Annotated in this window: 26 protein-coding genes and 1 tRNA gene; 8 read left to right on the top strand and 19 right to left on the bottom strand. The window is 63.8% G+C overall.

Annotated elements, in window-relative coordinates; all coding sequences use genetic code 11:
* Positions 1-54 precede the first annotated feature (54 nt).
* On the top strand, positions 55-1,188 hold the full coding sequence (locus ACFVJ5_RS27075) for a helix-turn-helix transcriptional regulator (protein ID WP_379224239.1): 1,134 nt from the start codon (positions 55-57) through the stop codon (positions 1,186-1,188).
* Positions 1,189-1,190: 2 nt separating this feature from the next.
* Here ACFVJ5_RS27075 and ACFVJ5_RS27080 read toward each other — a convergent pair whose 3' ends face one another.
* Together ACFVJ5_RS27080 and ACFVJ5_RS27085 are read right to left on the bottom strand one after the other, a co-directional pair.
* A complete protein-coding gene (locus ACFVJ5_RS27080) occupies positions 1,191-1,766 on the bottom strand; it encodes a TetR/AcrR family transcriptional regulator (RefSeq protein WP_379224241.1) in 576 nt (191 codons plus the stop codon).
* Between the two features lie 2 nt (positions 1,767-1,768).
* Positions 1,769-4,300 carry a molybdopterin-dependent oxidoreductase gene (locus ACFVJ5_RS27085; protein ID WP_379224243.1) on the bottom strand — a complete coding sequence of 844 codons (2,532 nt, stop codon included), beginning with the start codon at positions 4,298-4,300 and terminating at the stop codon, positions 1,769-1,771.
* A gap of 227 nt (positions 4,301-4,527) precedes the next feature.
* On the opposite strand from ACFVJ5_RS27085, the gene ACFVJ5_RS27090 reads away from it, so the two are divergent.
* Positions 4,528-4,935, top strand: a complete 408-nt coding sequence (locus tag ACFVJ5_RS27090; RefSeq protein WP_379224245.1) for a helix-turn-helix domain-containing protein — start codon at positions 4,528-4,530, stop codon at positions 4,933-4,935.
* A 132-nt stretch (positions 4,936-5,067) separates the two neighbouring features.
* Here ACFVJ5_RS27090 and ACFVJ5_RS27095 read toward each other — a convergent pair whose 3' ends face one another.
* Complete coding sequence (locus tag ACFVJ5_RS27095) at positions 5,068-5,559, bottom strand: DinB family protein (RefSeq protein WP_379224247.1); 492 nt, start codon at positions 5,557-5,559, stop codon at positions 5,068-5,070.
* A 445-nt stretch (positions 5,560-6,004) separates the two neighbouring features.
* Here ACFVJ5_RS27095 and ACFVJ5_RS27100 point away from each other — a divergent pair.
* Positions 6,005-6,078, top strand: a tRNA-Pro gene (locus ACFVJ5_RS27100).
* Between the two features lie 44 nt (positions 6,079-6,122).
* Here ACFVJ5_RS27100 and xerC read toward each other — a convergent pair.
* The 14 genes from xerC to ACFVJ5_RS27170 form a co-directional block, all read right to left on the bottom strand.
* Positions 6,123-7,238, bottom strand: a complete 1,116-nt coding sequence (xerC, locus tag ACFVJ5_RS27105) for a tyrosine recombinase XerC (protein WP_379224249.1) — start codon at positions 7,236-7,238, stop codon at positions 6,123-6,125.
* A gap of 92 nt (positions 7,239-7,330) precedes the next feature.
* Positions 7,331-7,645: a helix-turn-helix transcriptional regulator gene (locus ACFVJ5_RS27110; protein ID WP_379224251.1), complete on the bottom strand. Its 315-nt coding sequence runs from the start codon at positions 7,643-7,645 to the stop codon at positions 7,331-7,333.
* Positions 7,558-9,267 (bottom strand): replication initiator, encoded by a 1,710-nt coding sequence (locus ACFVJ5_RS27115; RefSeq protein WP_379224253.1) that lies wholly within the window; start codon positions 9,265-9,267, stop codon positions 7,558-7,560. Before ACFVJ5_RS27115 ends, ACFVJ5_RS27110 begins: the two co-directional genes overlap by 88 nt.
* A 38-nt stretch (positions 9,268-9,305) precedes the next feature.
* Positions 9,306-9,956, bottom strand: a complete 651-nt coding sequence (locus ACFVJ5_RS27120; RefSeq protein WP_379224254.1) for a hypothetical protein — start codon at positions 9,954-9,956, stop codon at positions 9,306-9,308.
* A complete protein-coding gene (locus ACFVJ5_RS27125) occupies positions 9,956-10,126 on the bottom strand; it encodes a hypothetical protein (protein WP_379224255.1) in 171 nt (56 codons plus the stop codon). The genes ACFVJ5_RS27120 and ACFVJ5_RS27125 overlap by 1 nt, the downstream gene beginning before the upstream one ends.
* Positions 10,123-10,800 carry a DNA methylase gene (locus ACFVJ5_RS27130; RefSeq protein WP_379224256.1) on the bottom strand — a complete coding sequence of 226 codons (678 nt, stop codon included), beginning with the start codon at positions 10,798-10,800 and terminating at the stop codon, positions 10,123-10,125. The genes ACFVJ5_RS27125 and ACFVJ5_RS27130 overlap by 4 nt, the downstream gene beginning before the upstream one ends.
* The gene (locus tag ACFVJ5_RS27135) at positions 10,797-10,991 is read right to left on the bottom strand and encodes a hypothetical protein (protein ID WP_379224257.1); all 195 of its coding nucleotides are present in this window, start codon (positions 10,989-10,991) and stop codon (positions 10,797-10,799) included. The genes ACFVJ5_RS27130 and ACFVJ5_RS27135 overlap by 4 nt, the downstream gene beginning before the upstream one ends.
* Positions 10,992-10,993: 2 nt before the next feature.
* A complete protein-coding gene (locus ACFVJ5_RS27140; protein WP_379224259.1) occupies positions 10,994-11,305 on the bottom strand; it encodes a hypothetical protein in 312 nt (103 codons plus the stop codon).
* A complete protein-coding gene (locus ACFVJ5_RS27145) occupies positions 11,302-12,618 on the bottom strand; it encodes an FtsK/SpoIIIE domain-containing protein (RefSeq protein ID WP_379224261.1) in 1,317 nt (438 codons plus the stop codon). Before ACFVJ5_RS27145 ends, ACFVJ5_RS27140 begins: the two co-directional genes overlap by 4 nt.
* Positions 12,618-12,959, bottom strand: coding sequence for a hypothetical protein (locus ACFVJ5_RS27150; protein WP_379224262.1), 342 nt, complete (start codon positions 12,957-12,959; stop codon positions 12,618-12,620). Before ACFVJ5_RS27150 ends, ACFVJ5_RS27145 begins: the two co-directional genes overlap by 1 nt.
* Positions 12,959-13,192 carry a hypothetical protein gene (locus tag ACFVJ5_RS27155; RefSeq protein WP_379224264.1) on the bottom strand — a complete coding sequence of 78 codons (234 nt, stop codon included), beginning with the start codon at positions 13,190-13,192 and terminating at the stop codon, positions 12,959-12,961. The genes ACFVJ5_RS27150 and ACFVJ5_RS27155 overlap by 1 nt, the downstream gene beginning before the upstream one ends.
* Position 13,193: 1 nt before the next feature.
* Positions 13,194-13,805, bottom strand: a complete 612-nt coding sequence (locus tag ACFVJ5_RS27160) for a DUF2637 domain-containing protein (RefSeq protein ID WP_379224266.1) — start codon at positions 13,803-13,805, stop codon at positions 13,194-13,196.
* Positions 13,806-13,807: 2 nt separating this feature from the next.
* Positions 13,808-14,077: a hypothetical protein gene (locus ACFVJ5_RS27165; RefSeq protein WP_379224267.1), complete on the bottom strand. Its 270-nt coding sequence runs from the start codon at positions 14,075-14,077 to the stop codon at positions 13,808-13,810.
* A gap of 14 nt (positions 14,078-14,091) precedes the next feature.
* Complete coding sequence (locus tag ACFVJ5_RS27170; RefSeq protein WP_379224269.1) at positions 14,092-14,541, bottom strand: hypothetical protein; 450 nt, start codon at positions 14,539-14,541, stop codon at positions 14,092-14,094.
* A gap of 147 nt (positions 14,542-14,688) precedes the next feature.
* Here ACFVJ5_RS27170 and ACFVJ5_RS27175 point away from each other — a divergent pair, with 147 nt between their 5' ends.
* Both ACFVJ5_RS27175 and ACFVJ5_RS27180 read left to right on the top strand, forming a co-directional pair.
* On the top strand, positions 14,689-15,426 hold the full coding sequence (locus ACFVJ5_RS27175) for an XRE family transcriptional regulator (protein WP_379224271.1): 738 nt from the start codon (positions 14,689-14,691) through the stop codon (positions 15,424-15,426).
* A 4-nt stretch (positions 15,427-15,430) separates the two neighbouring features.
* Positions 15,431-15,913 carry an NUDIX hydrolase gene (locus ACFVJ5_RS27180; protein ID WP_379224272.1) on the top strand — a complete coding sequence of 161 codons (483 nt, stop codon included), beginning with the start codon at positions 15,431-15,433 and terminating at the stop codon, positions 15,911-15,913.
* Here ACFVJ5_RS27180 and ACFVJ5_RS27185 read toward each other — a convergent pair.
* Positions 15,889-16,416, bottom strand: a complete 528-nt coding sequence (locus ACFVJ5_RS27185; RefSeq protein WP_379224274.1) for an HD domain-containing protein — start codon at positions 16,414-16,416, stop codon at positions 15,889-15,891. The genes ACFVJ5_RS27180 and ACFVJ5_RS27185 overlap by 25 nt on opposite strands.
* Before the next feature lie 1,245 nt (positions 16,417-17,661).
* On the opposite strand from ACFVJ5_RS27185, the gene ACFVJ5_RS27190 reads away from it, so the two are divergent.
* The 3 genes from ACFVJ5_RS27190 to ACFVJ5_RS27200 all read left to right on the top strand — a co-directional run bounded on the left by ACFVJ5_RS27190 (position 17,662) and on the right by ACFVJ5_RS27200 (position 20,557).
* Positions 17,662-17,823, top strand: coding sequence for a hypothetical protein (locus ACFVJ5_RS27190; protein ID WP_379224276.1), 162 nt, complete (start codon positions 17,662-17,664; stop codon positions 17,821-17,823).
* 486 nt (positions 17,824-18,309) lie between these two features.
* On the top strand, positions 18,310-19,395 hold the full coding sequence (locus ACFVJ5_RS27195) for a GTP pyrophosphokinase family protein (RefSeq protein ID WP_379224278.1): 1,086 nt from the start codon (positions 18,310-18,312) through the stop codon (positions 19,393-19,395).
* A gap of 931 nt (positions 19,396-20,326) precedes the next feature.
* Positions 20,327-20,557 (top strand): hypothetical protein, encoded by a 231-nt coding sequence (locus tag ACFVJ5_RS27200; protein ID WP_379224280.1) that lies wholly within the window; start codon positions 20,327-20,329, stop codon positions 20,555-20,557.
* A gap of 392 nt (positions 20,558-20,949) precedes the next feature.
* Here the strand turns inward: ACFVJ5_RS27200 and ACFVJ5_RS27205 are convergent, their stop codons facing one another.
* Positions 20,950-22,230 (bottom strand): tyrosine-type recombinase/integrase, encoded by a 1,281-nt coding sequence (locus tag ACFVJ5_RS27205; protein ID WP_379224282.1) that lies wholly within the window; start codon positions 22,228-22,230, stop codon positions 20,950-20,952.
* Positions 22,231-22,245: the final 15 nt, after the last annotated feature.

A 22,245-nucleotide genomic window follows, 5' to 3' on the forward strand; every position in this document is an offset into this window, starting at 1 on the left:
ACATTCCACAAATCTGGTATTTCCCCTGGTCCGGCCGCGGCCTACCGTTGAACTGTGAGCACGGATGCGATGCAACGCGCCGCCGACAAGATCGGGCGCTTGTGCCGAGAGCCGCACGATCTGGTGTCGCTGTGGCAGGAGACGACGGAGGTGCTGGCCACCGCCGTCCCGCACTACTGGACGCCGTGCTGGTACACCCTCGATCCCGCGTCGCTGCTGATGACCAGTCACTTCCATCTCGGTCTCGCCGAGTTTCCGCCGCAGTGGTTGGCCGCCGAGTACGGCGAGGAACGCAACGGCATCGTCGACGTCGTCAAGTCGGCGACCGGATTGTCGACGCTGCACGACACCGCAGGCGGAGGCCCCTCGAACAGCGAACGGTGGCAACGCAATATGACGATGGGTGGGGACCAGGAATTGATCGCCCGACTGCGCACCCGCTCCGGCGAGGTATGGGGCGCGCTCGCGCTCTATCGCGAACCCGGCGCCGCGATGTTCGACCCCGCCGAGAAGGAATTCGTGGCGACGGTGGCACCGACCCTGGCCGACGGCGTCCGCCGGGCCCTGCTGATCGGGCAGGCGGGCGAACCCGAATACGGGGACTCGCCCGGTCTGCTGGTGCTCAACTCCGCCTGCGAGATCGAATCGGCCAGCGCCGGTGTGCGGCGCTGGCTCTGCGACCTGCCCGACGGCGACTGGGATCGCGAGAAGCTGCCGAGCGCCGTGGTGACCCTCGCTGCCCGCGCGTTTCGCAACGCGGCGGACGACCGACCCGGCGAGGTACTCGTGTCGCGAGCGCTGACCAGGTCGGGAACCTGGGTGGTGTTGCACGGCGCCCGCCTGACCTCGTCAGCACAGACCAGGGTCGCGGTGATCATCGAACCCGCCCACCCCAGCCGCATCTACCCACTGCTGATGTCGGCCTATGGGCTCACCGAGCGCGAACGCGACGTCACCCGACTGGTGCTCCAGGGTGCCTCGACCTCGCAGATCGCCCACGACATGACCGTCTCGGCGCACACCGTGCAGCAGCATCTGAAGAGCATCTTCGACAAAACCGGCGTCCACAGTCGTCGCGACCTGGTCGCCAAGGTGTTCTTCACCCACTACGAACCCCGCTTCCGGGACAACGAGCAGCGTGTCACCGCCACCAAGCCGGTCCGGGGTGGACCCTGGCCGACGTACTGACTTCAGGTGCCGACGGCGGTGGCGAGCAGGACGCGCAATTCTTCGACGACCTCGTCGAGCGCGGTAGTCGAGCGGTGGACGCGGCACAGGATCACTGCCCCTTCGACGCTCGCGATCGCCATGGTGGCCAAGCGCTCGGCGCGAGCCGGTGCGACGCCTTCCGCAGTGATCGCGACGGTCAGGGTGTCGTGCCAACGTTGCAAGATGGCGGCGACCTCGGGTTGTAGGTGGCGGTCCTCGGGCGACCCGCCCACCGCCACCGACACCACCGGACAGCCCGCCTCGAAATCGGATGTCAGCAGGATCGTCGTCCAGAATTCGGCGATCCCGGCCAGCACCCCGGCGGCGCCCTGCTCGGCTGCCTCGGCGATGAGGGCGCTGATCGTATCGCCTGCGAGAGTGAGCGATTCGGTCATGATCTGGGCGCGTCCGCCGGGGAAGTGGTGGTACACCGAGCCCCGCGGAGCGCTACTGCGGGCGAGTACCGCGTCGACGGTCACGCCCGCCGCACCCCTTTCCCGCAGCAGTTCGATCGCACTGCACAGCATCTTCTGCCGAGTGTTGGTACGTGCTCCCACCGTCAGGCCTCCTTCACCGGCGCCGCGAGCACCTCGATACGGGCGGGAACGTTCTTGTGCCACGGGCTGCCGAAGAACTTGTCGCGTCGCGACGTCGAAGTCAGCGTATTGAGCGCGACACCGACGACAGCGTCCGCGCCCGGATAGGCGACACCCATGCCGTTGGGGAGTGAAATGTGTCCTGCCTGCATCATCTCGCTGATCTCGATCGACGTGGTCGCCGAACCGGATTCGGTGACCACACGCACCCTATCGCCGGTGCTCAGCGCGAGCCGCTCGGCATCGGCCACCGCGATCCGGAGCGCGCCCTCACGGTCGCGGCGGCGCCAGTCCGGGTTGCGGATGATCACGTTCGCCGTGAACGCGCGCCGCTCACCGGCGGACAGGGTGAACGGGAACTCCTCGCTGGTGTAGTCGGGGTCGACCGCGCAGACCGCGCGCAGTTCGTCGAGAAGTTCCGGGATGTCGGCGTGGATCTTGCCATCGGCGTGCTGGATGTAGCGCCACGCGTCCTCGTAACGGTCATCGGAGAACATCACCCCTTCCGGGTGCGCGCGCACAGCCTCGAACAACTCCTCGGCCTGCCCGAACCCGGATCCGGTGAACCCCGCCCTGGCCACGGCGTCGGGCTGGGAGATCACGCACAGCAGCGCGAATCCCCATGCCAGCGCCAGCGCGGCTTCCCCGTCGGGAAGGCTCGCGCCCAAGGTTCGATACAGCAGATACGGTGTCAGTCCGGCCAGTTCGGGGCGCGCTTTCAACGTGGAGAACAGTGCGAGCGCGAACGCCTCCCGGCTCACCCGCGCCGCCGCGGCCAACTCCTCCAGCAGCCGGGGCTCGACTACGCCGAGACGGTCGATCACCGCCCCGTAGATCTCGGGTTCGGGCCGGGTCCCCGGCAGCGGCGCCATCAACGGCGCGCGCACCTGAAAGCTGTTGTGCGGGAAGTGCAGCGTGAACAGCGACGCCTCGTACTTCTCGAACTGGCTCGCCGCGGGCAGCACATAGTCGGCCTGGCGAGCGGTTTCGGTCATCGCCACATCGACGACCACCGACAGCTCCAGCGACCGCATCGCCGCCACGAATCGCGCCGAATCCGCCAGCGAGTGCGCGGGATTCGACGAATCGATCCACATGGCCCGCAACCGGTCGGGGTGGTCGGTGAGGATCTCGTCGGCGATCGAGTTGCACGGGATCAGTCCGTTGAGAATCCGGGCCCCGGAAACCGGTGTGCGCGTGGGACTGTCGGCCATGCTCAGCTTGTCGGCGATCGTACGAGCGATCGGCACCGCGACAGCGTCGAAGAACACATCGAGGGTGGTGCTCGCCGTCAGCCCGGCCACATTCCGCGAGATCGTGCCACGCCGAGCGGTCGCGGCGATCAACCGGCGCGCGGGCGTGGCGCCGTAGCGCATCGCCACGGTCGCGACGCCGCGCCGCACGCGCTGTGCCCTACCCGCCCCGGCCTCCTTCGGGATGGCATGCCAGCGGCCGGCGAGCGGAAACATCCATGAATGAATATGCACTCCACCGGGTTTGGCGAAGTTGCCGGTGAGGATCCAGAGCATCTTGTTCAGGTAGGCGACCAGGGTGCTGTTGGGAGACTGCTGCACCCCGAGGTCCTCATAGGTGGCGACGCTCTTCGCGGTGGCGATCCGGCGCGCGACGGTGCGGATCAGCGTCTCGTCGAGACCGCAGCGGTGCGCGTTCGCGCTGATGTCCACTGCCCGCAGCGCACGCAGCACCGGTTCGACACCGGTCGCGTGTTCGGCCAACCACCCCTCGTCGTGCAGGTTCTCCTGCACCAGCGTCGCCGCGATCGCCGACACGCACCAGGCGTCGGTGCCCGGCTTGACCTGCAGGTGATAGTCGGCCAGCGCCGCGGTCTCGCTGACGCGCGGGTCGATGACGATCATCGTCCGGTTCGGATCCCGCGCGATCTCGCGCAGCACCGGTCGCGCCTGCGCGATGCCATGGGACTGCCAGGGATTCTTGCCGACGAAGATCGCGACCTCGCTGTGCTCGAAGTCGCCGGTGGTGTGATTGCCGTAGAGCTGGGAGTCGACCCAGGATTCGCCGGTCTTCTCCTGCGCCAACGCATTCGACATATACCGGCCACCGACCGCGTGATACAGCGCCCGACCGTAGGCGCCACCGAGGTGATTGCCCTGCCCGCCCCCGCCGTAGAAGAAGATCGACCGGCCGCCGTGCGCGTCACGCACCCCGGCGAGCTTGGCGGCGATCTCGTCGAGCGCGGTATTCCAGTCGATCGGCTCATACGTGCCGTCCGCGGTGCGCCGCAGCGGAGCGTCGATGCGGTGCGCGCCCGACTGGTATTTGTCGAGGCGCAGCGGCTTCTCGCACGTGTAGCCCGCCGACCCCGGATGTTGTTTGTCGCCACGAATCTTCACCAGGTTGCGGCCATCGGTCTGGATCTCGAGACCGCAATTGCATTCACAGAGAATGCAGGCCGTCTTGCGCCACTGCGCGGTCTCGGCGGTGTTGTCATCGGATTCCGGGCTGCTCAGACGCATGCTATGGAGTATTGCATAGAACAGGACATCGGCTCGGGCAGATGAGGCCAACGCGGTCGCTGACCTGCGTCTTCCGCGCCGATCGGTGCGAATCGGCGGTGGTTACGTCGAACAGTCTGCTGGTAGAGATTTTGTGACGAGCGCCGCAAGTTTGCTAGGTCTATTGCCGGGAACACAGTCGGCGTCTCATGATGGTCTTCTGACCAACTTGACGCCGAGGAACTGCTGTGACGCACTTCGCCGCCCGCCTCAACGAACTTTTCGACAACCCCTCGGGTCCGGACGTGCGTCAGTGCACAAACCGCCAGGTGGCGCGCATGCTCCAGGCGGCCGGACACCGCATTTCCGCACCGTACCTGTCCCAGCTACGGTCCGGGAATCGCGAGAATCCCTCGGCGAAAACTGTTGCGGCGCTGGCCGAGTACTTCCAGGTCGCACCCGACTACTTCTTCTTCGCGGCGCATCATCCCGGCGTCGACGATCACACGCTCATCCGGGCGCTCGAACTCGAAGAACCGCGCGCCCTGCTGCTGCGGGCTATCGGTCTATCGAGTGAGGCCATGGACATCCTCGTCGCGATGGCCGAGCGTCTGCGCGTCAGCGACAGATTGCTCGCCGATAGCCTCGACGACTGACTCGGGGGATATCGGCCGAGCGCTAGTGGTCCGCGTGTGCGCTTGCTCGCGGCGGTGAGCGGGATGGTCATTCTGAACTGCACGTCCAGCAAGGTAGCCAATAGTTAGCCATGTGAGTGATATTTGCTGTTCTCAGAGTGTCGCCGTCTGATCGATCTGCTCGCGCAGGATGTCGCCGTGACCTGCGTGGCGGGCGAATTCCTCGATCATGGCGAGCAGAGTCCACCGCATGCTGATGGTCCCCTCGCGGGGATTGTGCTTGGTGTCGTCCAGGTCGAACCGGGCGGCGATCTCCCGTGATCGGTTGCTCGCGCGCTCGAACTCGGCGATCACATCGGCCGGCGACTCGTCGTCCGCCACGGCGAACGTGCCCTCGTCGCGCCTCGAGTACCCGTCGCATTCGGCTTCGTCTAGCCCCGCCCAGAACCGCTGGAACCAGATCCGCTCCGCCGCGGCGGCATGTTTGATCAAGGAGATCGGTGTCGTCAACGACGCGACAAGGCGTCGCCGAGAGTCGGCATCGGACAGTCCTCGTGCGGTCGCGATGAGCGCTTCGCGGTTGCGATCGAGTGTGTTCTCGATGATCGTTCGCTCGGTGCCGGTGGTAATCGTGGTGGTAACCATGGACTTTCACTCCATTCTCTTGCTGATCGAAGGCTCGGGGGTGTCTGGGTAGTCGGCAGGCACGGCCCGGTGGCTGGCGCAACGCGTCCAGTACTGGAGGCGAACCCGGGGGAGGGGGAATCTAGCGTGCTCGTCGCAGCATGCGCGCTGAGGAGGGTGATGCGGGTCGATATTCACCGCAGCCGAAATCGGTCGAGCGCCGAAGAACTCGACGCCGCCTCCTGTCAGTCTGGCATGCCAGTGCTCAGCACGGAACCCCGCGCATCCAGGCTGAGAAACTTCACGGAACCGAATGGGACCGAGACGAACTCGGCGCCCTCGTCGGCTCCACCGGGACACTGCCGACGCTCATCTAGATCGACAAAAAGGTACGTCTACCAGCCGATTAGTACCTTCACCAAGAGGTGAGGTAATCTTTTCGAGCACCCGGAGACGGGGGCAAGAACGGGCTGTGGCGCAGCTTGGTAGCGCACCTGACTGGGGGTCAGGTGGTCGCAGGTTCAAATCCTGTCAGCCCGACAGTAGAAAACCCTCTCTGACCTCGGTCGGAGAGGGTTTTCCTGTTAGCCCACCACACGGAGAGCGGGACCAGAACGGGACCGAAGGTGGTTTGAGAGCTTGTCGCCGGCATCGGTGACCTCCCGGCGGTCCGGGTGTAGGTATCGCTCAGTTGTTCGACTGTCGGCATGACCCGCGATCTTCTGGAGCAGGTGCAGGCTCACCCCGGCATCGGCCATCCAGGTGAGTCCGGTATGCCGGAGGTCGTGGCGTCGCAGGTGTTCGTAGCCGAGTTTGGTGACCACTTCGTCCCAGTGCGTGGCGTCGCGAAGGACGCCGGTAGCGATCCGTCCACCGCGGGGGCCGACGAACAATCGGGCATCGGTGTTGTCTTCACCTACGAGGGCAATGCGGTCGAGGACCAGTTGTCGAACTTCCTCGATCAGCGGCACGTAGCGGCGGCGGTTGCCCTTGGTTCCTTTGTCGTCGAGTCCGCCGGGACCGGGTGTGGTCTGTCGGCGAACGGTCCACGTCCACGTCGCGGTATCGATATCACCGACCCGGCACCCCGACACCTCACCGATCCGTGACGCCGTGCACGCGGCGAAGGTGACGACATCACCCCAGCCCTGGTACTCGTCGGCGGATCGAGCCACCAACGCATTGGCCAGCGTGACCAGGGTCGACCAGTCCGGTAGCGCCAACGACCGCGGGTCATCGAGTTCGTCTTCGATCTGGGCGTAGAGCTTCTGCCATCCGCGGACCTGGGCGGGGTTGTCCGTCCTCAGTCCGTCACGCTTGGCCTGTTCCATGACTCGAACCAGCACCGCCAGAGTGTTTTTGACGCTCGACTTGCCCGAACCATCATTGATCCACCCGACCACCGCACGGTCAATCGCGCCATTGGTGATCATCCCGATGGGGATATGCCCCAACGACGGCACAACGCGCATCCGCCATCCGCAGCCGTAGGGGTCGGTGGTCTTCTTCTCGAGGCCGCGGAGCGCCAGGTCCATGTTGGCGTTTCCGTAGTCTGCCAACGACATCGTCGCGGTCTTCGGGTCGATGCCCTGCATGGCCAAACGTTGCATCCGGTCGATCCACGCCTCGGCCTCTTCGCGAGTTTCGAACGGCTCGGAGACGGTCGGCCGCTTCTTCGTCGCCGGTTCAGTCCACCTCACTCGGGCACGAAACGGTCGCTTGCCGTAGTCGCTTCGTTCTTCGATATCCGCTGAAAGCTTCACGCCCACAGGGATATTCACGCGCTGCGCCATCAGGCTGCTGCCTTGGTCGGGTCGGTGCGCAGGCTTTGAAGCCATTCCTCCACGTCGGCCGCGCTGTATTTCACCACGCGGGGGGATACCCGGACGTATGCCGGTCCGCAAGGTGGATTCGCGGTACGCCAGCGTCGCAGACTCGAACTGTCGATCCCGAGGACGTCGGCGAGTTGGGCTGTTGTGTACCACCGACCGCCTACTAGGTGAGTCATCATCTTCCTTCCTACGCTGCCGATTGCTGAACGAAAGTCGGTGGGTCTGGTGGGTTGTCGCCCAGGGCCATGCGAGCAGCGGTGTACTCGACCCGCCATTTCGAGCGGGCGTTCACCAGCGCCATCACGAGGTGTTCGCGCGGTGGTGCGTCCGGATCGCCCGGTGGGACCGGGTACACGCGCACATGCGAGGTGTCGGGTTTGACGATGCCCACGGCCGCGAGCTGTTGCCGAACAAATTCCGCGCGTTCGGCCTTGTGGTCGGGCAGAGTCTTGCCGGTCCACTTCTTCGAGTTCAGGACCCGGCGACCGGGCAGGCCGAGGGTGTCGCGGCGGTGGGCCTTGCCCTTGCAGTAGCCGGGCTGAGTCTTCTCGCTGGCACCCTTCGGGACGATGCCGTAGCGCAACCACACCCCGCACTTCGGCGAGCACGGCGTCACGCACATCTCCGCGTGCAACCGGTCATAGTGTTCGGCGACGCGACGCGAGTCCGGTTCGAGCAGGTCAGCGACACTCTTGGTCAGATACTTCGTCAGGTAACGCACCCGTCGTTCCATCTTGTCGGTGCCGCCGAGTATCTGGATCGGCTTCTTCTGCACGCCGAAGCGGACCACGTGCGCGGGTTCGAGGTCGTCCACCTCATCCATCACCGCCAGGGCGTCATCCCACGAGGTCAGCGGGTCACCGGTCTGCGGGTCGACGAAAGTACCGGCCACGTAATCCCATTCGGGCATCGCCCCGTCGTGATAGACCGGCTTGTCGAAATGCGGCCACCAGATCTGCCGGTAGGTCGCCGCGGTGACCGCCCTGAGCATCTTGTTCGACACCGACCCACGAATAGCCAAATGCAGGTGCGGAGCGCCACGCTTCTGCGGTTCTACACTGGCGAAGTACTGCACGTCCCAGCCGACCGCCCGACGCAGGTTCTGCACCCACCGGTCGATCAGCGCGGCGAAGTGGATAGCGTCTCGAGCAGCACGGGCGTAGTCGTAGGTTTCGGGGTCGACCGGGGAACCATCCGAGACCATCGCGCCCTTGCCGTTCTTGCCCGCCTTGGGGTCCCACACCTGATTGATCGCGCCGTAGCTGTCCAGGGTGACAGTCAGGAACGTGGAGGGCTGATAGCCGTTGTAGACCTGGCCCAAGGTCCGCTTTTCAACCTTGCGACGAGGCAAGTTCGGTACGTCCTGGCGGCGGCGAGTGGACTTGGCCTTACGGCGTGGCTTCCCATCCAACGACGGGAACCGACCCTTCACACCGAGGTCACGCAGTTCGGCGTCGATCTCGGTGACCAAGGTACGGATGTCGTCGGCAAGCTCGTCGTTTTCCTCGTCGCGGGCCTGGCGGAACTGGTCGAACAGGTGCGCGCGGGCACTGAGCAAGTCTGTTTGTTCCTGAGTCGGCTCGACGGTCTCATCGACCGGTTCCTTACTCAGGCACCACCCTTCACGGAGCTGGTTGGCTCGCAGGGTGCGGTACGCCTTGGCACACGCCGGGCAGATCGCTTCGAAGCGGCACTTGCACGGGGCACCGATGTAGGAGATCTTGCCGGTGGAGTCGTCGACGGCACGCATGGGAACGACCCGAGCGCACACGCCTTCCTTCTCTGCTGCCGACTCGGCGATGTCCTTCAGGGAAGGCATAGCCCGACGCTGGGCGGCGGTCGTCCGGCCGAGGGAAGCCACGGGGGCGGATTCGGCGGTGTTGGTGGCGTTGTCCATGGTGTGGCCTCCCTCAGCTAGGTGGTTGTCAGTGGTGGTCATGCGGCCTTGCGAAGCGGCAAGGTCTTGAAACCGGCCATCGATTCGAAGTCGACGACGATCGGTTCAGCGAGCGAATCGGAGCGACGGAAGGTGACCTCGACGAGGCTGGCGCCGACGATCGCAACTCGGGCGTGGCGGGTACCGAAGGCGTGGGCCAGGTGCTCGACGCGGTTCTCCCAGTCGCTGGGGGCATGTCCGGGCAGCATCTTCACTCGGACCGTGTCCAACGATTCCCCGATCCGCACACCCATCAGCCGCGGGACGCTCACCCGGTCGCCGTCCTTCTTGGTCAGCAGGCAGGCATCCATGACCGGGGCCCAGCGGCGGCGGTAGCGGAACCAGGCCAACCAGCGAGACCGGATGCGACCGGTGAGCCAGCGCTCGAAGGTCTGCGGGCTCGACACTCGCCACAGCACCATCCCCGCGACAGCCACACCAGCCACCCCGATCCCGAACGGCCAGCCGTAGAACCATCCGACCGCGACAGAAAGGCCGGCGGGGACCGAGAGCAGTGGGAACAGGATCGCCAACCAGATCAGTTGGAAGGCGGCGGTGACGATGGCGACCAGGAGGTTGCCGAGCATTTCCATGATCACGTCAGCGAAGTCGGTGTCGTTCGTCGTCGTGGTGGTTGTGGTCTTGTTCATCAGTGGGCCTCCGGATCGAGGTCGGATACGGGAAACAGCGGCAGTTGTCCCGGCGTGGGATCGGTCGGCAAGGTGACGATCTTCTTGCGACGCTTGCGGGTCTTGGCAGCAGCAGCCACTACCGGGTTCGGTTGTCTGCGAACAGGTTTGGATGCTTCTTCGGTGTTCATGCCGCCTCCAGACCGGTGGTGTTGTCGAGGTGGTCGAGCAGATGCAGGCCAAGATGGTGGGTGTATGCGGGTGGGATGGCTTGGGCCAGTTCGGAACCGGTCATCCAGTCGATGCCCATGCACGCCGGACCCAGCCAGGACCCGACATCGCCGGTGATCGAGATGTTCATGCCGGCGTCGAAGTCCCGGCGACGCTTCTTGGTCGAGGTACGGGCGGTATGCGCTGGATGCCACGGCACAGCGGGCAACCACGGGATCCGGGTATCGATGGCGAATTTGCGGTGCCGGTAGGTCCGCAGCCCGAACATCGACCCACACAGCACCGCATCAGCGCGCATGTCGGCACCCATAACGTTCTCCACCACCCACGGCACCGGCTGTGCTGCGAGTTGATCGAGGGTCGCGCCGAGCAGCCAGCCTGAACCGTTGATCCCGGCACGGGAGGACAACGGGGTGTGATCGTGGCAGGGCGGAGATGCGGCGATGGCGTCGAACTCGTCGCCGTGAGCGGTCAGGAACTCAAGAGCGTCACCCTGATGGAAGGCGAACGGGTACCGCGGTTGCGGCTCGATATCCACCCCGACGACATCGAAACCGGCCAGGTGGTAGCCCATGGAAGCGCCACCGGCCTTGCAATACAGGTCCAGCAGGCGGGGCCGAACTGCGCTGTTCATGCCGCGTCATCCCAACCGGCGACATCGTCGTAGTCGTTCCATGCCGGCGCGGTACCGGTCTCGGCGAGCATCGTCACCGCCACGGCGATCGGGTCCAGGCCACGGGCTTCCGAGCGGCACCGGCTACGGGCGGCGAAGTCGATGACGTCAGCGAGACGGTTATCAGTGCGGGTGGTGTTCTTGCGTGCCATGGTCATTTCTCCTTGGTGAGTTCGTATTGGGTGATGCCGCAGACCTCGCACGGGAGGTCGTAGTCGACACATGGGTAGATCGACTTGGGCCAGTCGTGACCGTTTGCCGAGCACTTGGCGACCGCGAGGCAGGTAAAGCAGGTGATGCGGTCGCCGTCGTAGTCCCAGCCGGATGCGCGGTCGGCGGTGAGGAAAGCCGCGGCTTGGTTGGTGGAGTCGAAGCAAATCGATTCCCCGTCAGAGTCGGTGAGGATGTCGCCGCAGGTGTCGCAGTAGATGACGACGTGGGATTCGGTGACCATGCCGCGTTTCATGCCGCCATCCCTTGCTCGTCGTCTTCGCCGGGGATGTAGTCGGGGTCGAAGTCGGTGTAGTCCGCTTGTGGGCTGTAGTCCGGCTTCTCAGGCCCGTACGCGGCTACCAGGGCGTCGATGTCGTCATCGGTGACCATGAACGCCCGCACCCGCACGAACCCGTCCTTGCCGTCCTCGGCGACATAGCCGACACCAGGTGTGTCAGCGGGGATCTCGTCGCACCGTGCCCCACGGTCCTTGGCGGAATCGCCGTGGACCATGCGGATCTGCGTGACTTCCTCGAGGCGCAGACCAATGCGGACGTTGAACAGTTGCCGGTTGGGCATCGTCTCTTTCGACGGGTCCTGCACCGCCGCCGTCACCGAGTAGCCGACCGCACGACCCTGCGACTGCAACAGCCCGGTGTATTGGCGGAACTGCTCCTGCTCCTCACGGGAAGCGAACGAGGACAGGGCCGCGCCTTCGTCGATGACGATCCACACCAACGGCATGTCCGGCGACGGGGTGAACTTGCGAACACGTGCGGCTTTGAGCTGGGCGGTGCGTTCCTGCATCTGCGCCACGGCCTCGGCGAGCATCCCCAGGATCCCGCCAGCGGTCCACTCGAAGCGGGTCCACAGGTCCTCACCGCGAGAAAATTCCATGCCGCCCTTGGGATCTGCTACCCACACATCGACGTATCCAGCCTTGATCGCGGGAGCAATCCCGGCGACCAGCGACCACAACACCGAGCCCTTACCCGACCCGGTAGCCCCGGCGAGCAGGATGTGGACACCGAGCAACCGGACCAGCCACACCCGACCGTCCTCACGCACACCCACGGGAACCGCCGACAGGTCGACACCGGTCGCTGTGAACGCATCGGGATGAACGACAGCGGGATCGGCCAAGGTGTCCCAGCACCGCAGATCCAGAGTCAGGAATCCCGGATCTATCTGTGTGACAAGGACTTTCGGAACACCGAGGTACTGGGCGAGCTGGTCGCGGGTGTCTTCGTTGGTCCAGTCCGAGAGCTTCTGACCGCCGAGCATCTGCACCTCAGCGACAGCACCGGAAGGCACCCGAGTCATGGTCAGCACGTTCGGCCAACCGCCGTCCGGGCCTCCGAGGCCGAGTGCGACCCACATGTAGGCGAGCTGGCGGGAGTCGGTCATCACCATGACCGCTACTCGCAATTCGGCCGGCACATGCGCCAACGGATCGGCGTCCGACGCCGAGACCGAAGCCGCGGAGCTCACCCCGTCGAGGCGACGCCACAGAAGCATCACCCCGGTGGCCAGGATCGTCGACAGCGCGACAACGGTGGTGCCCATCACCGCACCGCCTTGGGGTTGCAGCACGCCCACTGGCACCGCTCGCCGGTGACGTCGATGGAAGGCTGTGGCACCCCGTGCGCTTCGCCGATCGCGGCGGCCAGCATCTCGATCAGTTCCATTGCCTCATCGACAGCGAGTTCGAGATTGAGCCCGCTGGGAGCGTGACCCAACGCGATCACGATGCCGGGGGTTTCATCGCACAGACCGGCGTCATAGCGGACCCCGAGAACACCCTCGGCGTGCAGAACGTTGCGGGTGTTGTCGGCGTCGAACATCCATCCCCGCGACCACGTGGGTTCTTTGCGGGTCTCCCAGTAGCCCTCACGCTGGTGCAGCATCAGGCCACCGCCGTCAAGGTCGCGGCGTAGGCGTCCAGCGCGGTTGTCAGTTTGTCGATCAGTGCAGCGGTGTGTGACGGGTCCAGAAACACCGACCCTTTACCGACAGTGACCGCCACGACGCCGACCATCGGCAGATACACCACATCGAAGCTTTCGCCGAACGTGCGGGGATTGCGGCCATCCGCGCCGCTGCCATCGTGGATCACGATGAACGGGGACATCTCGGGCATGTCAATTACCTCCTGAAGGGACCGCGACCGGAACAGGTCGCGGAGGTTGGAAAGGTTGGACCACCCGCACAGGTGGCGGTGTGGTCGGCCGGACAGGTGCCGGGGGAATCGGTGAACTCGTCGGCATCGGTGCCGAAACAGGTTCGGGAGCAGAGGGTTCGACCGCTTCGACCGCGACGGCCGGGGGAGCGGGTTCGGTCGGTGGGGTGTTGCGGGAGCGCAGCAGCACCGCCAGGCCGTGAGTGTCGAGCAACAGGGCAGCGGGGGCGATCACCGCGAGGATGGCAGCCAGAGCGCCGTGACCCGAGACCAGCGCGTGAGCGATGTTGCCGCCGATCGAGACCGTGGCCCCGGCGATCAGTACGCGGGTGAAGAAGGTTCGTTCGGGGCTGTCGGCCAGGGCCAGGACCGCGATCGTGGCTTGAATGATGGTGCCGTCCACGATCACCGGGAACAGCCACGCCAGATGAGCAGGTGTGTGGGCCCGGACCGCGAGGTCACGCAGAGCCGCGAACGAGAGAACGAACGCGGCCCCACCGATAACAAGAACGATGAGAACGGCGGACCAGCGAGCCCACCGAACGCTCTTGGGCTGCTGATCCGCCGTACTCACGGTCACGCCGCCTTGGACTCAGTCGCGGACTTCTCAGCGGCCACCTGCTCGGCGCGGACATGCTCGGCGGCATCGTGTTCCATCACCAGACGCGGAAGCCGTTCGAGCAGAACCCGGGCATCCTCGACCGACAGGGCCAATCGTGCACCGCCGTACTCCATATCGAGCTCAACATCGAAGTAGGCAGGGATGGTGAGGTTCTCGTCATAGGCGGCCGGACGCGGAGCGGAGTAGCTCACGACGATGCCCCGCGACGAAGTGTGAGTGCTCATGAAGGACATGACGATCACGCGGCCTTGCGGTCAGCAGTGACGTTGCGGGCACCGGAGTTATCGCCCTTGATCGCACCCGCGAAGTACTGGTAGCCCAGGTACTTGAACTCGCCCTGCCCCATCACCTTCGGTTCAGCCATCAGCCCTTCCACCTGGAGCATGCGCAGACCCGTGCCGGGAGCCAGCTCCTCACCCGTGACCGCCGGAACGTTCTCGGCCAGGAAGATCAGCTCGAAGCTCTTGCGCTTGGCCTTGGGCTCGTGCGGATCGGTGACGTTGGCCTTCCACATCAGCAGGCCCGTGCCCTCGTTGGTCTTCGGGTTGTAGTCGCGCAACTGCTCCGGCATCGCGTTGCGGTCCGGGTTGTACTTGATCGCAGCCTCGATCTGACCGTTGAGCAGCAAGCCCATCGGGAACGCCTCGGCCTGCGAGACGGGGAAGCGGTAACCGCGCTGAAGTGCCATGGTCTGTCTCCTTGTGTGCTGGGGGGCTTCGGTGGATGTCGATTCGGTTCGTCTCTGTGCCCCGTGCATCAAGAGTCCCGCGACATATAGGGACACAAAAACCCAAGATTGGGGACATTCGGGGACACTTTGCGATATGATGGACATATGCCGAACGAGCGACTCCGCGGAGCGATGGACGCCGCGAATCTCACCAAAAACGGACTGGCCGACAAGCTGGAGATCTCAACTAAGACGGTCGAGCGATGGATCACGCAGGAGCGTTGTCCGCATCCAGGCATGCGATTGAAGGTCGCGAAGGTACTCAGTCGGGATGAGACGTACCTGTGGCCAGAACTGTTGGCGGGCAGTCGATCTGCGAATGCTTCGCTCTCGGAGCTGGTGCAGATCTGGCCCACTCGGCCTGAGGTACCACATGAGGTGTGGCGCTCCCTCATGCGTCAAGCGACCAACCGGATTGACGTGCTCGTCTACGCCGGGGGGTTCTTGGTGGAGTCACTCGACTTCGTGAACGTCGTGAAGCAGAAGGCCGCCGAGGGAGTCGAAATCCGCATCCTGCTCGGCGATCCGGAGTGCTGGGAGGTCAAGAAGCGTGCCGAGGAGGAGGGACTGCTGTCGCTTCCTCAGCGTTGCCAGTCGACCTGGGAGTACCTGGCGGAAACGACGAAGTCGCCGAATGTGCAGATCCGCATCCACAAAACGCCGCTGTACAACAGCCTTTACCGCTTCGATGATTCAATGCTGGTCAATACGCACAGCTACGGCGCATACGCCGCGAAGTCACCCGTTCAGCACTTCCAGCAGGTCCGAGGAGGCCGCCTGTTCAGCTATTACATGGACTCGTTCGAGGCGGTCTGGGAATTGGGAAAACCCAAGCTAGTGTGAGGTGATGGGACGACGAATCGACTACCACCAGGACCCGAACGCACCTACGGCTAACAGCGTCCGCCCAAGTGCCGGCGCATTCGTTCGCCAGGGCGACACGGTGCTCCTGATCTGCCGATCCGACAATGGCAACTGGTCAATGCCCGGAGGCGCACACGATCCCGGTGAATCACTCAGCCGGACCGCTGTTCGCGAGACAGACGAAGAGACCGGCGTCGCCGTGGAGCTGACCGGCATTGTCGGGATCTTCACCGATCCGGATCACGTCATTCACTACACCAGCAACGACGAGGTGCGGCAGGAATTCACCGTCATCTATCGAGCGGACGCGGTGGGCGGAGCCCCGACCCCGAGCAGCGAAAGCACGCTCGTCGAATGGGTGCCGATCGATCGCATTCCGACGCTCAAGATGGACCCCAGCCAGCGGAAACGGCTCGACTGGGCGCTTACGCAGAGCGATCCCTACATCGATCCTGCTGCACGCTGAGCAGCAGCTCTGAGCAGTGGAGCAGACCGGCTGATCGCCGTGTGGACAATGCTTCCCGTCTCGTAGCGGGAGAGGATCTCATCGATACGCTCGTCTACCGTGAACGTCTGACCGCTCGGTCCCGTCGACAAGTCGGCCCACCACATGAAGTCGTTAGCGAGCGCCAACCCGGCAACATTCTCGACTTCGAATTCCTCGAACACCTCCGGGTCGATGTCACGCACATCGGCCTCTACGACGCTGGCCGTGTGGAAGGCGACGAGATGGCAGACCACCGGTGAATATCCCAGCGACCGCAGCAGTCGCGCGCCGTCGATCGGATGGAAGCCCAAACCGGGCACGGCGTAGCCGACATCATGCAGATATGCCGCTGTCACCGCGTCGGCACGTAGGTGTTCTGGCAATAGTTCCGCAACACTCTCCATGCGTCGACCAACCGCGATCGAATGGGCGCGACGCGAATCCGTAAGCGGCGCTAGAAGTTTCGCCATCTCGTCGTTCACGTTGTCCATCCTACGCTTTGGATAGGCCAATTGCCGATTGCTCGGAGATAACCTTGTCAGTCGGCTGGACACGTTGACACTACACACCAGGGGCATTGTCAAGTACCATCGAAGCCATCACGAGAGTGATGCTGAGCGGGTGGACCGCCGTTGGAGCGACGGCCCACCCTGATGGGATTAGCTAGCCCGCCAAACTCGGCTGACCAGGAACAGAGCCCCGGCGATCACGGAAGCTGTCGCAAGCAGCAGACCGTAATCGACCGGGGTTTCTTTCATGTCCCGGCGATGTTTTGCCATCTCCCACCACCTCCTTTCCCGGCACGGCACGGTGACCAGGTCCCGTACCGCCCCTGAGCTGGAGGTGATGCCAGCGTACTCGAGGCATCACGACACGGAACCGTTTGCACTCCAGACACTTCCGGCATCCGAGGCATGTTCTCGACGGGCGAACGACTCTTCGAGCTACCGCGACCGAGCACGTGGCCGGTGGCCGCAGCTCCCGCACAATCACCACCCAGCACAATCACCACCGAGCCAACGAGTCTCAGCCCGTCGTCACTTCGATCACGGAGCAGCACAGTCGGTGAACGTTCCCGAGTTGCTGAGCGCCCGTCACTTCACGAAGTTGTTGCTGAATTCGGCTATATAGAGTCAAGGGCGCCAGCGGCGGCGCGTGCGCGCCGCCGCCGCGCTGCGACGCGCAGCGCGCGACAAAGGGCGAGTCGCGCGGCCCGTCGGCACGTCGGCGACGAGCACGCGCATACCGGAAGGCGACTGTCTCTATCTGGCCGCTTCTTGCAACAACCGAGCAGTGTGGGCACGACGGGAGCCGTCCCCGATCGACCTCCCGCAGTCGTCGACGAATAGGCCGGCTACTTGTCGGGTCGACTGGCTGTGGTCCGGTTCAAGCGGGTCCGGGATGAGTGCTATCCCCAGCGTTCGAGCATGTCGGGGCCGACGTGGTCGCTACCGGTGAACCAGCAGCGGTTGCAGTAGTCGCCGACAGTGTCGATCTGGTCGGGTCCGGCAGTTTTCGCACTGGTGTCGGCAGACGCCGCAGCTACCGCCCTTGTCCGGTCCTTTCCGGGGAGCAGGTCTAACTGACTCGAGGGCTATCACGACTGTGGTGGGTGTCCAGAGCGCCTACGGCGTCACTACGTGATTGCTTTGCAACCCTGGACACCCACCACAGCCGTGATCGAGACGCCCTCAGTTAGACCCGCTCCCCGGAAAGGTCCTCCTCAAATGGTCAACATCACCTACGGCGTCCGCCTCCACCAGTGCGAAAACTGCCTCCAGCCTGCCGACCAGATCGCCACCGACTACGGCGACTACTGCAACCGCTGCTGGTTCACCTACAAGGTCGCCGACCCGGAGTTCCTCGACATGCTCGAACGCTGGGGATAGCACTCGGGCCGGGGGCTTCGGCCCCTGGTTCCCGGTCCGCCGTCAACGAAGCCGGTAGCGGGTCGCCAACGACGTCGACCCCAGGCCCGGCACACCTGCCCGCCGAATTGCTGAACGAAAAATCGGTCCGTCACCGCCTGGACGACGAGCACCGAATACGCAGGTCAGAGGATTTCAGAGTCGCCGTTCGCGTAGTTCCGGGTCACCAGATGGCAGGTAGGGGGTGAGTTGCCGAGCAAAGGAAGCCGCGGCGAGGTGGTGGTATCGCGACCGGTGGCCGCGTGGCCCTGTTCTGGGTTGGCCTGCATTGTGATCCCGCGCCCCTCACACCTCAAGGGCGCCGATGGCGTCAGCTTCGCTGATTGCTGAGCAACCCTTGACCTGTGAGCCTCTGCGCGTGAACGGCAGGCCGTATCGGGCAGGCGGTGAGCCAGCCCCTGGTGTGTGCAACCCAACCCAGAACAGGGCCACCCGCACGGTCCAGAGATGCCCATAGGTCCGGTTGAGATTCCAGGGCTTTCAAAAATGCGTCGACTCCTACAAGATATCGAGGTGCCTGCGACACAAGACAACCCAGATTGGGCGATCCAGTACTACGATCGGCTGACCGCCTACGACGACCTTCGCGACGAGGTGGCCGAGGTACTTTACTCGGGTTTCAAGGACCGATTAAAGACCCATGAAATAGTTTCTCGGGTAAAGAAACTCGACAGCTTTATAGATAAGATCGAACGCAAAGGTTACACCGATCCATTTGGCGAGATGCCTGACATCGTCGGGGCCAGAGTGGTCTGCATGTTCTTGGAAGACCTTAAGATTGCGGACGAAATTCTGCACGAATTGTTCGATGTCCACGCCAAGGAGGACAAGTCAGAGGGAGTCGATCCGGAGCTCCTGCGATACCAATCGGTTCACTATGAGTGCATGATCAAGAATTCCTACTCCGGGCCACACTATGACGGCATAAAGGGCATCATTTTCGAAATTCAGGTAAGAACGATCTTGCAGGATGCTTGGGCGGTCATTGAGCATCGCCTTGCTTACAAGGGGCGAGAGAGTATTCCCAACGAGCTTCGCAGAGACTTCAGTGCATTGGTGGGCCTATTCCATGTTGCAGACAAGCAATTTCAGCAGATTCGCCATCACATCGAGGCGCTAGAAGATGAGGCTTCTGACCTTATTGAACGACACATGAAAGAGGGTACATTTCAGGCTGCTACGGATATTAGCATCGACCGCGGCACGCTAAAGGCTTTCCTGAGGGCTGAGTTCCCGGATCGCGACAGGTCAAAAGACTATGAGTATTCATCCCTAGTCGATTCGCTCGCGGCGATTGGTATCAGGTCGATCGGGAAACTCGCAGATCGCCTTCGCGAGACGATGGATCAACTCTTGGAAAGCGAAGCAATCGACCGTATCCTGGATGAGGATAATGACTTTGCCGAGGTAGAGATGTATTCCGACGTTGGATTCGTATACTCATTTATCCGGATTAAGTATCCGGAATTTTTCGAGTCGGAGTCGGAAGACCAATACGAAGTCACTGAACTGGACGAGGACGGAAGTGCGTGATCAGGAGAAAGTGACGGGACCAGAACGGGACCACACGCTACGAACGATGCCGAACAACCCCCATGTCAGCGCCGATCGGTGCACCAGCGAAAGATGCTTCTGACCAGGCGATTTCGCCCACCGGCTGAACTGGGGGTCAGGTGGTCGCAGGTTCAAATCCTGTCAGCCCGACAGGAAAAACCCCCTCTGACCTCGGTCGGAGGGGGTTTCTTGTGTCGTGGAGATTTGACGTGGTTTGGCCAAACTCCACAGTTTTGAATCTGATCACCTGTCCAGTGCCCCGTGATTCCCCTCCGCCGGGTTGCTGGGCGAGCCCGTCCGTGCGGTCGCTCAGGTGCAGTTTTTCGTCACGTCCGTCGTAAACGCCGACCTGTGCGGCGGAGTCCCGCTCCGCCCCGACCGATGCCGCAACGCGCCTGGGATCGATGCGACGCCGCCAACCGTCCGACCTGTTGGGTGGTCCGCGCGTGTGAGTCGAACTGGACTCTGAGTGGTCCCGTGCGCCGTCTCTCGATGTCAGGTTTGCGCTGATACAGCCGAAGTCGCTACTCCCTATGGCGAATCGCGAAGCTCGGCCTTCGTATCACGTGCGGCGGCAGAGCGATCCGCGAAGTCGCTTGTGGCAGTGGCTATCAAGCGACCGTAGATCCGATATGCATTCGGCGGGCGCGGCTCCTGCGGCGGTGGCCCTGCGGAGCCTAGGCTGGACCGCGCCCCGCGACGTGGCGGCGGCGCGTGGGTGCACGGGGAAGGACTCGCCTCGACCGGCTTATAGGTCGAGGCGAGTCGCCGGTGGCCAAAAAAAGGGGAGGGCTCATCGGCAAGATTAGGGCGAACCAGTGACCGAGCAAGGCCCTGTCCGTCCTCCGCATCAAAATTTCACGGAGGACGCCATGGTCATACGCCGACCTCCGGGCCGCGCACCAACGCCATGCTGCGTCGACAGTTCGAATGGGCACTCGGTGAAGCCCAGCAGGGTCGCGGCCGGGCCCACTTATCCCTCAACAGTGATGTGAAGGACGTGCTACTCGAGATCATGGACGCCACACTCGTCGTTTCGGCGGATCGGATCGCCGCGGCCCAGTCCGCGTTCGCCGACCAACTCGCCGGTGGCACGGTCGAAGCGAGGAGGGCCGTGCAAACCCGCACGAACGGGGATTGATCCAAGCCCACGGCCCGCGGCAGCTGTGGTCCTCGGTATTAGCGGCTTGCTACGGACTCGAACCTGGCAATGTGGGGGTCAGGGGTTCGAGTCCCCTTAGCTCCACAGAAATAGCAGGTCAGGCCGGGTTTCGAAGATCACTTCGAAACCCGGCCTGACTCGTTTTCCCAACTAAGTCCCAGCTAATTCGTCGAACGCCACACAACGTCGATGCGGTCCGCCCTGTGTCCGGGCAAGGATATAGGACATCAGTCGCATCGACGCGATGTATGTGCGGCGCTCGATGTCGGGCGGCGACTCGCAGCCGGCGAGCGGCAGCACGCCCAAGGAAATTGCATGAGTCGGTTGGGCTCTACGGTGTTGCTCCATTGCCCATTCAGCGGAGTCGAGGCCTACTCCTCGACGCCTTGCACGGCGCGGTCGAGCGCATCGGCAGCTGCCTGGTGCGTGCGCCCGCGTGCCATGTAGTGACGTTGGGTCATTGCTGGGTCGGCATGGCCGAGAACATCGGCGGTGATGCGGGCTGACAATCCGGCGTCATCGAGGATAGTGGTGACGACGTGGCGGAAGCTGTGCGGGCTGATGTCGACCGGTAGACCGAGCGCTTCGCGAACACGCTGCCATTCGTGCGCGACGTTCTGGGGATCACGCAAGGTCCACACCGTGGAAGGAAACACTGCATCAAACCCCGCAGCTTCAGGGTCAGCCGATTCGGACTGACGTCGTTTGGTGAGCACAATCTTTCGGCGGGACAGCATCTGGACGGCGAAGTCGGGAAGGGCCGTCGTCCCGGCTCGATTCTTGGGGTCCTGATCCTTGACGACGCGGACCAGTCCCTTGCCTCTGATTCGCACGACTTTGCCTGTGCTACGCAAGGTCCGGGCATCGAGGTCTATGTCGGACCACAACAGTCCGAGTAGCTGAGACCGGCGCAGCCCTGTGGCAGCAAACAGCGCGATGACATCGGCCAGGTCAGCGCTCTCGCAATAGGAGGCCACCGTCGGTGGAATGTTTGGCTTAAGTGGGTTGGCCCTCTTGCGTTCTGCGGTTGTCAGCTTGCGTGGGCAGGGAAGCTGGGACGTACGGACCGCCGCGAGGATGACGCGCAGCTCGTCGACCGTGATGTCGCGCGCACCGCCAGTCCGGCCTTTGGGCTGGATGTTGCGGGCGATCTCTGCCTCCCGGACCGGATTTACAGTGAGCGCACCCTTACGTACGGCATAGCGGAACATGCCGGACAGAACGCCGCGGCCGCTGCGCATCCCGGAGGGCCCATGGGCGTGACCCAGTTCGGTCAAGAACTCTTCGATAACGGAAGTAGTGACCTCGAACAGCCGTCGACCGCCGAAGGCGGTGTCGAGCCGTTTAGCGAAGAAGCTGTATCGATCAAGGGTTCCTTGCGTTCGATCCTGAGCGACGAGACGTTCGAGGTGCACCTCCCAGAGCTGTTTGACAGTCATGCTCTCGGAGAGCTCACCGCCGAGATCGACTCGGATGGCCGCGGCTGCGGCCAAGACCGCATCGGTGGCTCGCCGGCCGTGTCGATCGGGCACTGGGCGCCCCCGCGCGTCGACCTGGCGCGGGGAGACGCGCGCGATCTCGCGGCGGCGACCGGATGAGTCGCGAACCAACACACGCGCATTCCAGCGCCCCGGAGCCAGCTCCGTCAGCATGACCTTTCCTGGTAC

Source organism: Nocardia sp. NPDC127606 (assembly GCF_042671725.1).
In the GTDB taxonomy this organism is placed as follows: Bacteria; Actinomycetota; Actinomycetes; order Mycobacteriales; family Mycobacteriaceae; genus Nocardia.

What these genes read in the sequence shown, in the direction of transcription:
- ACFVJ5_RS27115 (WP_379224253.1), bottom strand. Translation starts at nt 9,267, where the DNA reads ATGGACAACGCCACCAACACCGCCGAATCCGCCCCCGTGGCTTCCCTC.
- ACFVJ5_RS27140 (WP_379224259.1), bottom strand. Translation starts at nt 11,305, where the DNA reads ATGAAACGCGGCATGGTCACCGAATCCCACGTCGTCATCTACTGCGAC.
- ACFVJ5_RS27165 (WP_379224267.1), bottom strand. Translation starts at nt 14,077, where the DNA reads ATGAGCACTCACACTTCGTCGCGGGGCATCGTCGTGAGCTACTCCGCT.
- ACFVJ5_RS27170 (WP_379224269.1), bottom strand. Translation starts at nt 14,541, where the DNA reads ATGGCACTTCAGCGCGGTTACCGCTTCCCCGTCTCGCAGGCCGAGGCG.
- ACFVJ5_RS27175 (WP_379224271.1), top strand. Translation starts at nt 14,689, where the DNA reads ATGCCGAACGAGCGACTCCGCGGAGCGATGGACGCCGCGAATCTCACC.
- ACFVJ5_RS27190 (WP_379224276.1), top strand. Translation starts at nt 17,662, where the DNA reads ATGGTCAACATCACCTACGGCGTCCGCCTCCACCAGTGCGAAAACTGC.
- ACFVJ5_RS27155 (WP_379224264.1), bottom strand. Translation starts at nt 13,192, where the DNA reads ATGCCCGAGATGTCCCCGTTCATCGTGATCCACGATGGCAGCGGCGCG.
- ACFVJ5_RS27135 (WP_379224257.1), bottom strand. Translation starts at nt 10,991, where the DNA reads ATGGCACGCAAGAACACCACCCGCACTGATAACCGTCTCGCTGACGTC.
- ACFVJ5_RS27130 (WP_379224256.1), bottom strand. Translation starts at nt 10,800, where the DNA reads ATGAACAGCGCAGTTCGGCCCCGCCTGCTGGACCTGTATTGCAAGGCC.
- ACFVJ5_RS27195 (WP_379224278.1), top strand. Translation starts at nt 18,310, where the DNA reads ATGCCCATAGGTCCGGTTGAGATTCCAGGGCTTTCAAAAATGCGTCGA.
- ACFVJ5_RS27205 (WP_379224282.1), bottom strand. Translation starts at nt 22,230, where the DNA reads ATGCTGACGGAGCTGGCTCCGGGGCGCTGGAATGCGCGTGTGTTGGTT.
- ACFVJ5_RS27145 (WP_379224261.1), bottom strand. Translation starts at nt 12,618, where the DNA reads ATGGGCACCACCGTTGTCGCGCTGTCGACGATCCTGGCCACCGGGGTG.
- ACFVJ5_RS27085 (WP_379224243.1), bottom strand. Translation starts at nt 4,300, where the DNA reads ATGCGTCTGAGCAGCCCGGAATCCGATGACAACACCGCCGAGACCGCG.
- ACFVJ5_RS27180 (WP_379224272.1), top strand. Translation starts at nt 15,431, where the DNA reads ATGGGACGACGAATCGACTACCACCAGGACCCGAACGCACCTACGGCT.
- ACFVJ5_RS27120 (WP_379224254.1), bottom strand. Translation starts at nt 9,956, where the DNA reads ATGAACAAGACCACAACCACCACGACGACGAACGACACCGACTTCGCT.
- ACFVJ5_RS27125 (WP_379224255.1), bottom strand. Translation starts at nt 10,126, where the DNA reads ATGAACACCGAAGAAGCATCCAAACCTGTTCGCAGACAACCGAACCCG.
- ACFVJ5_RS27150 (WP_379224262.1), bottom strand. Translation starts at nt 12,959, where the DNA reads ATGCTGCACCAGCGTGAGGGCTACTGGGAGACCCGCAAAGAACCCACG.
- ACFVJ5_RS27095 (WP_379224247.1), bottom strand. Translation starts at nt 5,559, where the DNA reads ATGGTTACCACCACGATTACCACCGGCACCGAGCGAACGATCATCGAG.
- ACFVJ5_RS27110 (WP_379224251.1), bottom strand. Translation starts at nt 7,645, where the DNA reads ATGGCGGGTCGAGTACACCGCTGCTCGCATGGCCCTGGGCGACAACCC.
- ACFVJ5_RS27200 (WP_379224280.1), top strand. Translation starts at nt 20,327, where the DNA reads ATGCTGCGTCGACAGTTCGAATGGGCACTCGGTGAAGCCCAGCAGGGT.